This is a genomic window from Vibrio sp. R12-SG2-ISO1 (genome assembly GCF_059834045.1).
In genome coordinates, this window is the sequence record NZ_JCBDGO010000015.1 from 109,093 (window position 1) to 124,495 (window position 15,403).

General features: G+C 50.7%; 10 protein-coding genes. 7 read left to right on the forward strand and 3 right to left on the reverse strand.

What is annotated here, in order from left to right; translation table 11 throughout:
- Window positions 1-151 precede the first annotated feature (151 nt).
- From acnB to mrcB, 3 genes are all read right to left on the reverse strand, one after another.
- Window positions 152-2,740, reverse strand: coding sequence for a bifunctional aconitate hydratase 2/2-methylisocitrate dehydratase (acnB, locus tag AC6R10_RS10955; RefSeq protein WP_500672250.1), 2,589 nt, complete (start codon window positions 2,738-2,740; stop codon window positions 152-154).
- A 306-nt stretch (window positions 2,741-3,046) separates the two neighbouring features.
- Window positions 3,047-5,308: a patatin-like phospholipase family protein gene (locus AC6R10_RS10960; protein ID WP_500672251.1), complete on the reverse strand. Its 2,262-nt coding sequence runs from the start codon at window positions 5,306-5,308 to the stop codon at window positions 3,047-3,049.
- A 126-nt stretch (window positions 5,309-5,434) separates the two neighbouring features.
- Window positions 5,435-7,801 (reverse strand): penicillin-binding protein 1B, encoded by a 2,367-nt coding sequence (mrcB, locus tag AC6R10_RS10965; RefSeq protein ID WP_500672252.1) that lies wholly within the window; start codon window positions 7,799-7,801, stop codon window positions 5,435-5,437.
- 306 nt (window positions 7,802-8,107) lie between these two features.
- Here mrcB and AC6R10_RS10970 point away from each other — a divergent pair, with 306 nt between their 5' ends.
- The 7 genes from AC6R10_RS10970 (at window position 8,108) to rhaM (ending at window position 15,396) form a co-directional block, all read left to right on the forward strand.
- Window positions 8,108-9,100: a TRAP transporter substrate-binding protein gene (locus AC6R10_RS10970; RefSeq protein WP_500672253.1), complete on the forward strand. Its 993-nt coding sequence runs from the start codon at window positions 8,108-8,110 to the stop codon at window positions 9,098-9,100.
- Window positions 9,101-9,150: 50 nt separating this feature from the next.
- Window positions 9,151-9,675 carry a TRAP transporter small permease gene (locus tag AC6R10_RS10975; RefSeq protein ID WP_500672254.1) on the forward strand — a complete coding sequence of 175 codons (525 nt, stop codon included), beginning with the start codon at window positions 9,151-9,153 and terminating at the stop codon, window positions 9,673-9,675.
- Window positions 9,672-10,979: a TRAP transporter large permease gene (locus AC6R10_RS10980; RefSeq protein ID WP_500672255.1), complete on the forward strand. Its 1,308-nt coding sequence runs from the start codon at window positions 9,672-9,674 to the stop codon at window positions 10,977-10,979. The genes AC6R10_RS10975 and AC6R10_RS10980 overlap by 4 nt, the downstream gene beginning before the upstream one ends.
- 18 nt (window positions 10,980-10,997) lie before the next feature.
- Window positions 10,998-12,140: a beta-galactosidase BglB gene (gene bglB, locus AC6R10_RS10985; RefSeq protein WP_500672256.1), complete on the forward strand. Its 1,143-nt coding sequence runs from the start codon at window positions 10,998-11,000 to the stop codon at window positions 12,138-12,140.
- 217 nt (window positions 12,141-12,357) lie between these two features.
- Entirely contained in the window at window positions 12,358-13,779 is a 1,422-nt protein-coding gene (gene rhaB, locus AC6R10_RS10990; protein ID WP_500672257.1) for a rhamnulokinase, read from the forward strand.
- A 10-nt stretch (window positions 13,780-13,789) separates the two neighbouring features.
- A complete protein-coding gene (locus AC6R10_RS10995; protein ID WP_500672258.1) occupies window positions 13,790-15,061 on the forward strand; it encodes an L-rhamnose isomerase in 1,272 nt (423 codons plus the stop codon).
- Window positions 15,062-15,069: 8 nt separating this feature from the next.
- Window positions 15,070-15,396 carry an L-rhamnose mutarotase gene (gene rhaM / locus AC6R10_RS11000; protein ID WP_500672259.1) on the forward strand — a complete coding sequence of 109 codons (327 nt, stop codon included), beginning with the start codon at window positions 15,070-15,072 and terminating at the stop codon, window positions 15,394-15,396.
- Window positions 15,397-15,403 lie beyond the last annotated feature (7 nt).

Consider the following 15,403-nt stretch of genomic DNA (forward strand, 5'->3'; position numbering starts at 1 on the left):
CTACCCAGAAAAAGTCGTGAAGAAAAGGCGCGCACTATACCTAAAATCGGCCTCAGACACTCTAAAAATCGACACCGTGAGCCTAAAAAACAGAGATAAAAAAAGCGCCTGCCGAAGCAGACGCTGATCTGTCATATTCGCTAGAGCGTGATTACGCTGGTTCTTGGAAGATCACGGTATCCGCTTTCTTGGTGTACTGTTCCATCTTGTGGAAGTTCAAGTAGCGATAGGTATCCGCCGCGGTCGCATCGATCTTCGCCGCGTACTCAAGATACTCTTCTTTAGTAGGGATGCGGCCTATGATAGCGCCCACTGCCGCGAGCTCAGCGGAAGAGAGGAACACATTCGCGCCGGTACCTAAACGGTTCGGGAAGTTACGCGTTGAGGTCGACATGACCGTCGCTTTATCCGCTACGCGCGCTTGGTTACCCATACAGAGTGAACACCCTGGGGTTTCAATACGCACACCCGCACGGCCGTAGATGCCGTAATAGCCTTCTTCGGTCAATTGATCGCGGTCCATCTTGGTTGGCGGCGCTACCCAGAGACGTGTATTCAAGGTGCCACCATATTGCTCAAGCAATTTACCTGCTGCACGGAAGTGACCAATGTTGGTCATGCACGAGCCAATGAAGACTTCGTCAATCTCAGTGCCTTGCACTTGAGAAAGTAGGCGCGCATCATCCGGATCGTTTGGTGCACACAAGATAGGTTCGTTGATCTCGGCAAGATCAATCTCAATCACGTGCGCGTATTCCGCGTCCGCATCGGCTTCCATAAGTTCTGGGTTAGCCAACCACTCTTGCATCGCAGTAATGCGACGCTCGATGGTGCGGCGATCGCCGTAACCTTCAGAGATCATCCACTTCAACATGGTGATGTTTGAGTTGAGGTACTCTTCAATTGACGCTTGAGAGAGCTTGACAGTACAGCCTGCTGCACTGCGCTCTGCTGAGGCATCAGAGAGCTCAAACGCTTGCTCAACCGTTAAGTGCTCCACCCCTTCAATCTCAAGTACGCGACCTGAGAACTCATTGATCTTACCTGATTTTTCAACCGTCAATAGACCTTGTTGAATCGCATAGTAAGGGATCGCATGCACCAAATCACGCAAGGTGATACCCGGCTGCATCTCGCCTTTGAAGCGCACCAAGATAGACTCAGGCATATCCAATGGCATCACACCCGTCGCAGCGGCAAACGCCACCAAGCCAGAACCGGCTGGGAACGAGATACCAAGAGGGAAACGAGTATGCGAGTCACCACCTGTACCTACGGTATCAGGCAGCAACATGCGGTTTAGCCATGAGTGGATAACACCATCACCAGGGCGCAAAGAGACACCGCCACGGTTCATAATGAAGTCTGGCAAGGTATGGTGAGTATTCACATCCACCGGTTTTGGATACGCAGAGGTATGACAGAACGACTGCATGACAAGGTCTGCAGAGAAACCAAGACACGCCAAGTCTTTCAATTCATCACGCGTCATTGGGCCCGTCGTATCTTGCGAGCCGACCGTGGTCATCTTAGGTTCACAGTATTGACCCGCGCGAACACCTTCAACGCCACACGCTTTACCGACCATTTTCTGAGCCAGAGTAAAGCCCTTGGTTGACGATGATGGGTCAACGGGTTTTGCAAAGAGATCGGTCTCTTCAAGACCGAGCGATGCGCGCGCGCGGCTGGTTAAACCACGACCGATAATAAGAGGAATACGGCCACCCGCTCGCACTTCATCAAGCAGCACTTTGCTCAGCTCGAAACGAGAAATCTCTTCGCCATCTTTACGTACCACACCTTCGTACGGGAAGATGTCGATCACATCGCCCATATTCATCTGTTGTACGTTCAATTCAATCGGTAGCGCGCCTGAATCTTCCATGGTGTTGTAGAAGATAGGGGCAATTTTGCCACCCAAGCAGATACCGCCGGTGCGCTTATTAGGTACGTATGGGATATCTTCGCCCATAAACCACAGCACTGAGTTGGTCGCGGATTTACGCGAAGAACCGGTGCCCACAACATCACCCACGTAAGCGAGTGGGATGCCGTCTTTTTTCAACTCTTCGAGTTGCGTGATAGGGCCAACACTACCAGGTTGATCTGGGTTGATGCCTTCACGCTCCATTTTCAGCATCGCTTTCGCGTGAACAGGAATATCAGGGCGCGACCAAGCATCTGGAGCTGGGGATAAGTCATCGGTGTTCGTCTCACCGGTCACTTTAAACACTTTCACCGTGATCTTTTCTGCGACTTTCTTCTTGGCAGTAAACCACTCTGCATCCGCCCATGATTGCATCACTTGCTGAGCAAAGCTGTTGCCGGCTTTGGCTTTTTCTTCCACGTCGTAGAACGCATCAAACATCAGTAGTGTATGAGACAGGGCTTTGACCGCGATGGGGGCTAGAGTCTCATCATCAAGGAACTCAACCAGTGGCGCGATGTTGTAGCCACCTTGCATAGTACCAAGGAGCTGCGCGGCTTTTTCGCGGCTAACCAGCGGAGAAGAGACCTCGCCTTTCGCCACAGCCGTTAGGAAACCAGCTTTGACGTAAGCCGCTTCATCAACACCCGGTGGGATACGGTTTTCCAGAAGGTCAAGAATAAACGCTTCTTCACCTTGAGGGGGATTTTTCAGAAGTTCCACTAGGCCGGCAACTTGCTCGGCATCCAATGGTTTAGGTACAACTCCTTCAGCAGCACGCTCTTCGACGTGTTTACGGTAGGCTTCAAGCACGACTTTTTCCTCTCATTGCGGTTCCTCCCCTTTATTGCTATTTATTCAGAAAAGAAGGGAGTGAACATCCTTGGAAACTTGGCGCTCCATGCCATATTGTTATTCAATTGGGTGCGATACCGAACATCGAATAATCATGCCAAAGAGGCCAAACTGTGGGCGGTAGAATAGCAAATTTAACGTTAAATTAAAATCTCATCATTTTGACCAACATAGCAACTTGAGACTAAAGTTCTATGCTTTTTCATGCAGTATAAGCACATTTTCCCTATAAACCGTACAACAATTTATATCGACTCGATCCCACTATTTAAACGAACTGCCGATGATAAGATAAAACGAGTCGTAGTTTTGTTCAGTACGGCCATAACCAAACATCACCGGTCCGACTGGCGAGTCAATCCCCGCAAAAACCGAGGCTGCTTGATACATCGGCGCTTGGCTGATTTCTGTATCCGGATCTGACCACACACCGCCATATTCCAATGACGCGCCGACGTAGAAGGGCGAGCTGAAGAGGCCAAAATCGTTATCAAACCAACGGTAGCGATAAGTAGCATTACCATAGAGTTTATTTTGCCCAACCAGACTGTTTTTCGGGATGCCGGAGAGGTTTAGAAAGCCGCCTAACTGTTTAGGATCCACCAGCAACTGGGACTTTTTGCTCTCCACCAGCGCGCCATCAAAGTTACCCACTAAAGTATGACGGCCAAAGCTGTGCGCACCTATCCAACGTAAGGTGGTTTCGTACACGGTATCATCGATGTCCGACAAACTGTCTTGCGAGCTATCATCAGAAACTAGGAATCCTAGATCGAGGTAAACCCCCTTGTTTGGTAGGGCAAAGTTGTCCAAAGTATCGATGCGGTAGTTGGCAAACAGACCCAGGCGCTCATAGCGGCCAGTGCCAAACAAGGAGAAGGTCGACGCTTCCACTTCACCGTGGGTATAGCGCCCGCCCACCTTAAATTGGCTCCATAAGTTGCTCTGATAACCCATCGCCAGCTCCCCAATCCACTGAGCATAGTTCACCGGCAGGTAATTCTCGGTTGTCTCTAAAGTAGGATCGGTAATGAATTCGAACTCACCATCGGCATCAAACGGCAGGTTGCGCGTCTGTTCCTTGTAACTGACAATCGCGTTACCAAACAGTGTTTGAGAGGAGAGGATCGGTGAATAGAGATCAAACTCCAACAGCTTGTCTGTGCCCAGTTCGACATTGGTTCTTAGCTCGGCTCCTTGCTCCGTCAAGCCGGTGAAGTTGGTGGAGACACCAATCGAGTACTGGCTTTTGGTCTGAAAGTCATCTTCAAGGAAGAAACGAAAGTCGACAAAATTCGGCCCCCAGGATTTCTCTTTGATGTTCACGCGCAGCACGTTGTCATCATCTTGCTGATCAAACTGGTAGGTCACCAACTCAAACCGATCCAACACATAGAGATCGCGTATGCTCTGCTCCAACGTTTCCGTCGAATACTGCTCGCCGCTTTCAAGATTCAATCGCTGCGCTATCACCTCATCGGAGAATGGGCTGTTATTGCTCACCTTCAATCGGTCAATCACCACCTCATCGACATAAGTGAGTTTGGCTCGTGCTTGCTGTTTTTTCTCCACATAGTGTTGGTACTCAGCCGAAGAAACCGACAACGCCTGCAATTGCTCCTTTGCTGCATGGGCGACCTCATAACCTTTGACATACGCTTCAGGCATGATGGAGAAATCGGTGGTGCCGTAGCGACCCACCTCAGGTTTCAGAAGGACATCGCCCTCAGCAAGAAAGCTCGTCTGCTCTCGGGTACTGCGCTGGACAAGATAATTAGACAACTGCGAAGCGACGGTAAATAAGTTGGTGAATTCCTCTTCGGCGCGATAATCCGAGCTGATATCCACCGCGATAATGATGTCCGCGCCCAGTGCCCGCGCGAGTTCGACCGGCATATTGTTGGTCACCCCGCCATCGACCAACATTTTGCCATCCACTTCATACGGTGGCAGCGCACCAGGGACAGACATGCTCGCCATCATGGCATCGGTCAAATAGCCACTGCTTAAGATGACAGGTTCTAATTGAATGATGTCGGTCGCTACCGAACGATAGGGGATCGCCAGCTCATCAAAGCTGGTAAAAGGAGGAAGATTGCCTGTGGTTTCGCGCAAGATACGCAGCATACTCTGCCCTTGCACAACCCCTTTGGCGGCTTTGAGCTCGCCAATCCCTAGGCCAAAATCGGTCGTCAGTTGGTAGCGATCTTCGTACTCTTTATCTCGCACACGACGCTCACTGCGCGGCACTTTATCAACAAAGCCAGAGTTCCAATTGACGCTATAAAGAAAACTCTCGATTTCATCAGCGCTCATCCCTGTTGCATAAAGGCCGCCGACATAGGCGCCCATACTGGTGCCGGTAATGTAGTCGACCGGAATTTTCAGCTCTTCAAGCGCTTTCAACACCCCAATGTGCGCCGCACCTTTGGCGCCGCCACCTGCCAGCACCACAGCAATTTTAGGGCGCTCAACGACTGGCACATCGGTATCAAGCAGTGATGGTCCTGACTGTGCTGTCGCCATGAGTGGCCACCCGCCTAAAAAAGCGCATAGATAGCTAAAACCGCGCAAGGAGCGAAGCGTTTTTTTCACGTTTGAATTCCTTTCAAAACCAATGATTTCGGATTATATACACAAACCCATCTGACCTTACCAGTCAAAGAGTCGATTGATCCAGGATGCCGACGCTTTATCACACTGTTGTTTGAGCTGACCTGTGTTATCCCATACGGGCAACCTAAAGTCGTTACGACAATCCAGCGCCAAGCTGCCCGACTCTCGCCCAGCAAAACCTAGTGTCGTGATGCCTTGGGGCCATGGCAGGCTCAATGGCTGCGGAATACGCTGCGATAAGTAATCGGCATAGACACGTAATGCGCCGCTCGACCCCGTCAGTTTGGTCGGTGTATTGTCGTCTCGGCCAAGCCAAATCGTGGTCACCTCTCGCCCATCAACACCGACAAACCAACTGTCACGCGTATCATTACTGGTACCTGTTTTCCCTGCCAGCGCCGCTTGAGAAAACTGACTATTGAGATAGCGGCCAGTACCTTCAGTAACGCCGATTTTCATCGCATAAGTGGTCAGCCAGGCCGCTTGTTGATCGACGCGCTGTGACGCGCTAGGCAGGGACTCATACAGCACCTGCCCTTCAAGGTTTAACACCGAACGCAGCGCAGAGAGCTTCGCGTATCGGCCCGAGTTGGTTAAGGTTTGGTACATCTGCGCCACCTGAAACGGGGTAAGACTGAATGAGCCTAAGAACATCGAAGGTACCGGGCGAATCTCTTCACGTGGCACGCCAAGCTGCTCAAAGGTGTTGATGACCTTCTCTATGCCCACTTGCATACCCAGCTCCACCGTCGGCACATTGAGTGATTTGGCCAGCGCCAGATAGAGCGGCACATCACCGCGATATTCTCGGTCATAATTACGCGGCGACCAGACATTGCCTTGACTGCCCTTGAGCGTAATCGGCTTGTCGTGCAGCGTGGTGGCTAAGGTGTATTTTTCCGGCTGATTGAGCGCCGCCAAATAGACCGCAGGTTTTGCCAATGAGCCAATTTGCCGCTTCGCGTTCAAGGCTCGGTTAAAGCCATCAAAGCCGGTGCGTTTGCCACCGACAATCGCGCGAATTTCGCCGGTGTGTCGATCCACCGCCACCGCTGCGCCCTCTAATTCATCGCCCGCCACGGTTGCCAGTTGCGTTACCTTAGAGGCCACGGCGCGTTCCAATTGATGCTGTGAGACAGGGTCAAGTGAGGTAAACACGCGCAGGCCGCTATCGCCCTGGAATCGCTCTCCAAGCTTCTCTTTGAGCTCAATGCTCACTTGCTGAAAATAAGCGGGCTGACGACTAGCAATTTGTGGCGTTGCTTGTAAATCCAGTGGGCGGCTGGCAGCGGCATCAAACTCGCTCGCCGTCAACGTGCCTTGTTGCATCATTAAGCGCAGCACCAGATCTCGACGCTCTTTCGCCCGCTCTGGGTAGCGTTGCGGGTTGTAATACGACGGGCCTTTCACCATGCCGACCAACAACGCCAGTTGATCAATTCTTAGCTCTTGAATCGGTTGGCCGAAATAAAAACGCGACGCCAAACCAAAGCCATGAATCGCTTCGCCGCGACTTTGTCCTAAATAGACCTCATTGAGGTACGCTTCCAAAATGCGGTCTTTGCTGTAGCGGTAATCGAGAATCAGGGCGATGTAAGCCTCTCTCATTTTGCGCCATAAGGTGCGATCGCTCGATAAAAAGAGGTTTTTGGCTAACTGCTGCGTCAGAGTACTGCCGCCTTGCACGGTCCGCCCCGCTTTCACGTTGGCCACCAAAGCACGTGCGATCGCCAATGGTGACACGCCATCATGCTGATAAAACTGCCTGTCTTCTGTTGCGAGCAGCGCGTCAATCATCACTTCCGGAAAATCAACCCGCTTGATAAACAGCCGTTGCTCATCTTGATTTTTTTCAAGCATACCCAGCATTTTCGGCTCAATGCGCAAATAGCCTAAATCTCCCTGCTTTTCTAACGATTGGATCCGTTGCAGGCTTGACGAATCAAAATGCAGCATGACATGGCGGTCAGGCTCTGGGCCATCGGAGAACTCAAAAGGCCGACGAATCAGCTCAATCTTACTCGAAGAAGAGGAGTACTCACCCGGGTATTGAGGGTGACGCACTTTGCGATAATTGAGCACATCCAGCTCATTACGTACTTCTTGAATCGAAATGTTGTCACCCGGCACGAGATGCAAAATACGCGCATACACCACCGTAGGCAAAGAGAACAGCTGACCTTCAAATTTCTGTTTGACCAAGCTATCAAGATAGATGCCCACCACCAGTAGTAAGGCAAACCCAGCCAAGGCGAGCTTCCATGTTAGGCCCCATAGGGTTCGTAACACACTGGCTTTTAATGGTGTTTTATTAGGCGAAGAGGGCTTTTTCGAGGCGGTTCGCGCTGGCGTACGTTTTTTCGTGGCTGTCCCTTTCGAACGCGGCTTCTTATTGCTGGTCATGAGCTAAATTCGGATTGCTGAGCATTGGCGCTTACTATATCGCGCTTTGCTGTATGCCTAAACAGCAGTAAGTCAGTTCGGCGTAAAAAAGCCCAGCGTTCAAGCGCATTCTCCGTGGGGAGACAAAAAGTAAAAATGTGACTCGCTGCGCTATCGATCTCGCAAAATTGACGATGGCCAGATAAAGCTGGCTCATTTTTAAAGGTGAACATCGCGCCGCCCTGCAACTATACACTGCGTAAATCAATAACGATAAACCCAACCAACCAATAACATAATCAAAAGCCATTATGTATGGAGGATACTATGTCCCGACTCTACACCCCCTTCAACAAAGCCGTTTTAGCATCCGCACTGATGCTGGCTGCGCAAGGCGCTTACGCAAACACCGTGCTCAAGCTTGCCTACGCTGAAAACAGCCAACCCGTGAAAGACGCCTTACAGTACATTGGTGATGCTGTGGCTGAAAAAACCAACGGCGAAGTCACGATTCAATACTTCCCAGACAGCCAGCTCGGCGGCGAACGTGAACTGGTTGAAATGGCTCAAGTCGGTGCCATTGATATCACTAAAGTCTCATCTGGCCTTCTCGAAAGCTTCTCCCCTCTCTACGGCGTTTTTTCATTGCCTTACCTTTTTGACAGCAAAGAGGGCTTTTACCGCGTGATGGAAGACGAGGATGTCATGAGCACGGTCTACCGTTCAACAGAAGCGCAAGGCTTCTCCGGTGTCGGTTGGTATGACTCAGGAGCGCGCAGCTTCTACATGAGCAAAGCACCGGTGAAAACGCTCGACGACCTCAAAGGTAAAAAGATCCGCGTGATGCAGAGTGAAACGTCCATCGAGACAATGAAGCTCCTCGGCGCCGCACCTATCGCCATGAGCCAAGCTGAAGTGTACACCTCATTACAGCAAGGCATTCTTGATGGCGCAGAAAACAACGAGTTTGCCCTAACCATCGCCCGTCATGGCGAAGTGGCCAAATTCTACAGCTACGACATGCACACTCGAATCCCTGACGTGGTGGTCATGAGTAACATCACCAAACAAAAGCTGACCCCAGATCAACTTGCGGCCCTACAAGAAGCGATTGATGAATCCATCACACTTCAGCAAGAGTTATGGCAAGAAGAGATGGCGAAAACGACCGAATCTGCGCGCAAAGATTTTGGCGTCGAGTTCTTCGAAATAGACCAAGCCCCCTTTAAACAAGCAGTGCAGCCCATCTATGAAAACCTCAAGAAAAAACCAGAGCTTTACTCGCTCTATCAGAAAATCGAACAAGTAGAACAAAACTAAAACCGAGGAGATAGAAGCCAGTCTTCTATCTCCTGCCCTACGAGGTTGATATGAATACGCTAAGAAAGTGGCTCGATAAAGCCATCGAATGGTTTGGTTGCTCACTGATGACCGTGATGGTCTTTGTCGCTTGCTGGCAAGTGATCAGTCGCTACCTATTTAATACGCCCAGCACCTTCTCTGAAGAAATGCTGCGCTTCTCTTTGGTTTGGCTCTCGGTGATTGGGCTTGCCTATGTGGCCGGAAAACGAGAACACATTAGCCTAACGCTGTTTCTTGATCGCTACCCTGCCCGAATTGCGGGTTACTGGAACATCGTCATCCAAATGGTGTTCATTGCCTTTTCGGTCTACATCATGATCATCGGCGGTTGGAAAGTCTCTAGCAACGCCATGATGCAGATCTCGCCAGTGCTGCAACTGTCGATGGGTAAGGTCTACTATGCTCTACCGCTCTCTGGCGTGCTGATCATCATTTATAGCCTGCTCAACATCCTTGATATTCATAAAGAAATTCGCGCTCTTCCTTGCAAAGAGAACCCTATCAACGATCGCGCAACAAGGAAAACCGCATGACCGATCCCATCATCGCAGCGAGCCTATTGATCGGCGTTTTTGTCTTGCTGCTAGTTTTAGGTACGCCGATTGGTTTGTGCATCGTGATTGCCTCCTGCGCGACCGTGATGCTCGTTCTTCCGTTCGATATTGCGATGTTCACCACCGCACAGAAGATGTTTTCTAGCCTAGATAGCTTTGCGCTGCTGGCCGTTCCCTTCTTCATTCTTTCGGGCGTTATCATGAATAACGGCGGCATCGCGACCCGATTAGTCAACTTTGCCAAGCTGTTTACGGGGCGCATCCCCGGCTCTTTGTCCTACACCAACATCGCGGGCAATATGATGTTTGGTGCCGTGTCTGGATCGGCCATTGCGGCTTCCACCTCAATTGGTGGTGTGATGATTCCAATGAGCGCCAAAGAGGGCTACAACCGTAATTTTGCCTCTGCGGTCAATATCGCGTCAGCGCCGACAGGGATGCTCATCCCTCCTACCACGGCGTTTATTCTTTATGCGTTGGCCAGTGGCGGTACATCAATTGCAGCGCTGTTTGCGGGCGGTCTGATTGCGGGCAGTCTTTGGGGGCTGGGGTGTATTCTCATCACCTATGTGGTGGCGAAGAGAAACAACTACACAAACTTCTTTACCCTACAAAAAGGCGCGGCGTGGATCGTGACACGAGAAGCGATCCCAAGCTTGCTGCTGGTGGTCATCATTGTTGGCGGGATCGTTCAAGGGATCTTCACCGCCATCGAAGCCTCAGCGATCGCTGTTGTGTACACCGCGTTTTTAACCTTAGTGATGTACCGAACCTTAACCCTTAAAGATCTGCCGAAGATTTTGATCCAGACCTTCGTCATGACGGGCGTGATCATGTTCTTGCTCGCCACGTCTTCGGCGATGTCTTTTGCGATGTCGATGACCGGGATCCCTGGTGCGCTGAGTAAGTTGATCCTTGGCATCTCAGATAACCCGGCGATTATCATGCTGGTCATCACCCTGTTTATTTTGATTGTCGGCGCCTTTATGGATATCGGACCTGCGATCCTGATATTCACTCCTATCTTACTGCCAATTGTGCAAAAGATTGGCGTTGACCCCGTCCACTTTGGCATCTTGATGGTTTTCAACCTTGCCATCGGTACCATCACGCCTCCGGTAGGCAGTGGCCTGTATGTCGGGGCAAGCGTCGGCCAAGTTAAAGTCGAAGAGGTAATCAAGCCGCTGATCCCATTCTACATCGCCATTATTGCGATGCTGATGCTGATTACCTATGTCCCTGAACTCACTCTATTCTTACCAAGACTGCTTGGTGTTATGTAATCGAATTAAGGAATGAAAATGAAAGTGTTTCCTGTAAAACAAAGCCCACTCCTTCGCCGTATCGAACGTGAACACCCGAAAAAAGTGGTGGTCGATAAGATCCAATCTTTGATCAACAACTTAATCAACATTCAAGATGAAACCGGCGAGTTTTTGCTTCATCTTGATGACGGTCGCACCATAGATACCAAAGGCTGGGCCGGCTGGGAATGGACGCACGGTATTGGTCTGTATGGCATGTACAAGTATTACCAACAAACCAATGATCAAACCGTGCTCAACATTATTGATGAGTGGTTTGAAGACCGATTTTCCGAAGAGCAAGCCACGAAAAACGTCAATACGGTGTGCCCATTTTTGACCTTGGCCTATCGCTATGAAGAGACGCAAGATCAATCCTTGATCCCATATCTGGAAACTTGGGCAGAGTATGTGATGTACCAGATGCCCAAAACGCAAAGCGGTGGCATTCAGCACATTGTTTACAACAGTGAAAACAATGAACAGATGTGGGATGACACACTTATGATGAGCGTCATGCCGCTCACCAAGATTGGCCTACTGCTTGACAGACCAGAGTATGTGGAAGAAGCGAAATATCAGTTCCTGACCCACATTCAATACCTTATGGATCGCGAGACCGGCGCTTGGTTCCATGGCTGGACCTTTGATGGCAACCATAACTTTGCCAATGCACGTTGGGCACGCGGCAACAGCTGGGTCACGATTGTGATCCCTGATTTCCTTGAGTTGCTCGACTTGCCAGAGCATGACGCTTATCGTCGTCACTTGGTGCACATTCTTGAACGTCAGGTGGCGATGCTCGCTCGCACTCAACAAGAGAGTGGCTTGTGGTGCACCCTGCTCGATGACGATCACTCTTATGTGGAAGCATCAGCCACGGCGGGTTTTGCTTATGGCATATTAAAAGCCGTACGCAAGCGATACATTTCTGCCGACTACGCCCCAATGGCGAACAAAGCCGTCGATGTGCTCATCAAGGACTACATCAGCGAATCCGGTGAACTGATCAATGTCTCTTTTGGCACCGCCATGGGCGATGACCTCGATTACTACCGCAACATCCCATTGACCTCCATGCCTTATGGTCAGGCTATGGCGATCCTTTGTCTCTCTGAGTATTTACGTACCTATTTATAAACACCTAACGTGTCCTCGAAACGCGATGTTTGCCCTGCTCATGCAGGGCTTTTTTTCACCTATTGTGCGCCAAAAACAGAGGTGTGAACTTTTGTGATCTAACGCAAATCGATATTGAAAAACCTGACACCTTATCGCCAACCCCTGCATTTTTTTTAAGTCTCTCAAGAAGAGATTTACCGATAATTTCTCACATTAAGAACAACGGACATCCATAATGCAGCAACACGTAATTGCGATTGATATTGGCGCCTCTAGCGGCAGAGTCATGCTAGGAACGTTTGATGGTCAGCGCCTCTACCTTGATGAGCAACATCGATTTACCAACCAATTGGTTTCAATCCAAGGTCAAGACTGCTGGGATATTGATGCACTGTTTGAACAAGTGTGTATCGGTATCGACGTCGTGCTCGAAAGTGGGATTCACCCTGCGAGCATCGGTATTGACACTTGGGGTGTCGACTTTGTACTGCTGGATAAACAAGGTCAAAGGCACAGCCCTGCGGTCTCCTATCGAGACACGCGCACTCAAGGTGTCATGGAGCAACTGCTGGCCGACACACTCGACCGAAAAGCCCTTTACCAAACCACGGGCATCCAATTTTTGCCCTTTAATACGCTTTACCAATTGTGCGCACTGCCTAAAGAATCACTCAGCGATGTGGCGACCCTATTGCTGATTCCTGACTACCTCAACTATCGCCTGACTGGCGTCAAGCATTGCGAGTACACCAACGCGTCCACCACCCAACTGCTTGACTGTCGCACCAAACAGTGGAGCCAAGCTTTGCTTGATCGCATTGGTATTCCAAGTGATTGGTTTCTGGAGCCGAAAGCGCCTAACCAGATCATTGGTGAGTACAAAACTGTTCCAGTCGCGTCCATTGCCAGCCATGACACGGCGTCAGCGGTATTAGGCACGCCACTCCAATCCGACACGTGCGCCTATTTATGTTCAGGAACCTGGTCGCTCATGGGATACGAGTCCGATCATCCCACATTGAATGACGAAGCCCTAATCTCCAACGTGACCAATGAAGGCGGTGCGGGTGGCACCTATCGCACCTTGAAAAACATCATGGGACTGTGGCTGATTCAATCCATCCGAAAACTGCACAGCGAATATCACTTCGCTCAGTTAGTGGAGATGGCTCAGCAAAGCCCCGCGTTCGAGTTTTTGATTGACCCGGACGCCGCCTGCTTCCTCAACCCTGACAACATGGAGCACGCGATCGTCGATTTTTGCCAACGAACAGGGCAAGGAACCCCACAAACATTGGAACAGATTGCGCGCTGCATTTTCGACAGTCTGGCCCTGCGCTATGCACAAGTGTTTGCTCAACTTAACCATCTAGCGCCCAAACCTCTGACCGCCATTCACGTGGTGGGCGGCGGAGCCAACAATCATTTTCTCAACCAGTTGTGCGCCAATACCTGTCAAGTGCCCGTCTTGGCTAATCCGACTGAAGCTTCGGCACTGGGCAATATGATGGGTCAATTGATTGCCACTGGCGCGGTGGACTCGATTGAGCATGGGCGCGAGATCATCGCGCACTCTTTCGAACTCACCCAATTTTCACCGACACCGATTTCACAACTCGACGCGCTGCAAGCGCGCTTCGACGCCTTGACTCAATAAGGATACTTTGATGCCAACTCAACAACAGATTCACTCCGCCTACCAACTGGCGAAACAACAATTTGCCGATATGGGCATTGATACCGACAACGTCATAAAAGCAGTCAATCAGATTCCCATCTCCATCCATTGCTGGCAAGGGGACGACGTGCGTGGGTTTGAAAACCCAGAGCAAGCACTCAGTGGTGGCATCCAAGCAACAGGGAACTACCCGGGCCGAGCGCGTACCCCCGCAGAACTGCGTCAAGATCTCGATAAAGCATTCAGTTTGATTCCGGGGGCTAAGCGACTCAACTTGCACGCCATCTACTTAGAATCGGACCAACCCGTTCCGCGCGACCAGATCAAACCTGAGCATTTTAAGAATTGGGTCGAATGGGCCAAACGGAATGAGTTAGGACTAGACTTTAACCCTTCATGCTTCTCACACCCACTCAGTGAGGATGGCTTTACCCTCTCTCACCCCGACGCTGAGATTCGTCAGTTCTGGATTGACCACTGCAAGGCGAGCCGAAAGATCTCTGAGTACTTTGGTAAAGAGCTTGGTACTCCATCAGTAATGAACATTTGGGTCCCGGATGGCATGAAAGATGTGCCCATCGATCGCTTAGCCCCTAGACAGCGCTTAATGGCCTCATTGGATGAAATCATCGCCGAGCCGATTGATAGCGCTTTTCACAAAGACGCCGTCGAAAGCAAGCTTTTTGGCATTGGCGCTGAAGCCTACACAGTAGGCAGCAACGAGTTCTATATGGGCTATGCCGCCACACGCGACATTTTGCTGTGTCTCGACGCGGGGCACTTCCACCCGACAGAAGTAATCAGTGACAAGATTTCAGCTTGCTCACTTTATGTGAAAGAGTTCTTGCTTCATGTCACCCGCCCTATTCGCTGGGACAGCGACCACGTCGTGCTGCTGGATGATGAAACACAAGCCATCGCCAACGAAATTGTTCGCAACAAGCTCTTTGATCGCGTCAATGTGGGACTCGATTTCTTTGATGCGTCCATCAACCGCGTTGCCGCTTGGGTGATTGGCACACGCAATACGCGCAAAGCGCTGCTCAAAGCGATGCTCGAACCTGAAACGCAACTGCGCCTTGCGGAAAACAGCGGTGACTACACCACACGACTGGCTCTGTTAGAAGAGACCCGCAGCACACCATGGGCAGCGGTCTGGGATTATTACTGCTTGATGAATCAGGTTCCTGTCGGTTTGGATTGGCTACGCGATATCAAAGAGTACGAGGAAACCGTACTGCTGCGCCGTGATGCAGAGTGAGAGAGCCCATGACGCCCAATTCAATCAGAATCGCCACGGTCATGCAGCTTAAACCCGGCCAAGCCCGAGAGTACCAGCGTCGCCATGATGAACTGTGGCCTGAACTGGAACGTGCGCTAAAAGCACACGGTGCCGAGCACTATTCCATTTTTCTTCACCCGAAGACCGAGCAATTGTTTGCCTGCCTCAATGTACGAAGTGAAGAGAAATGGCAAGCCATCGCAGACACTGACATCTGCCAAAAGTGGTGGCGATACATGACCGACATCATGGACACCAACGAGGATAATTCGCCTCGCTCAGTGCCACTGCAATCGGTCTTCTATCTCGCGTAACCACGAC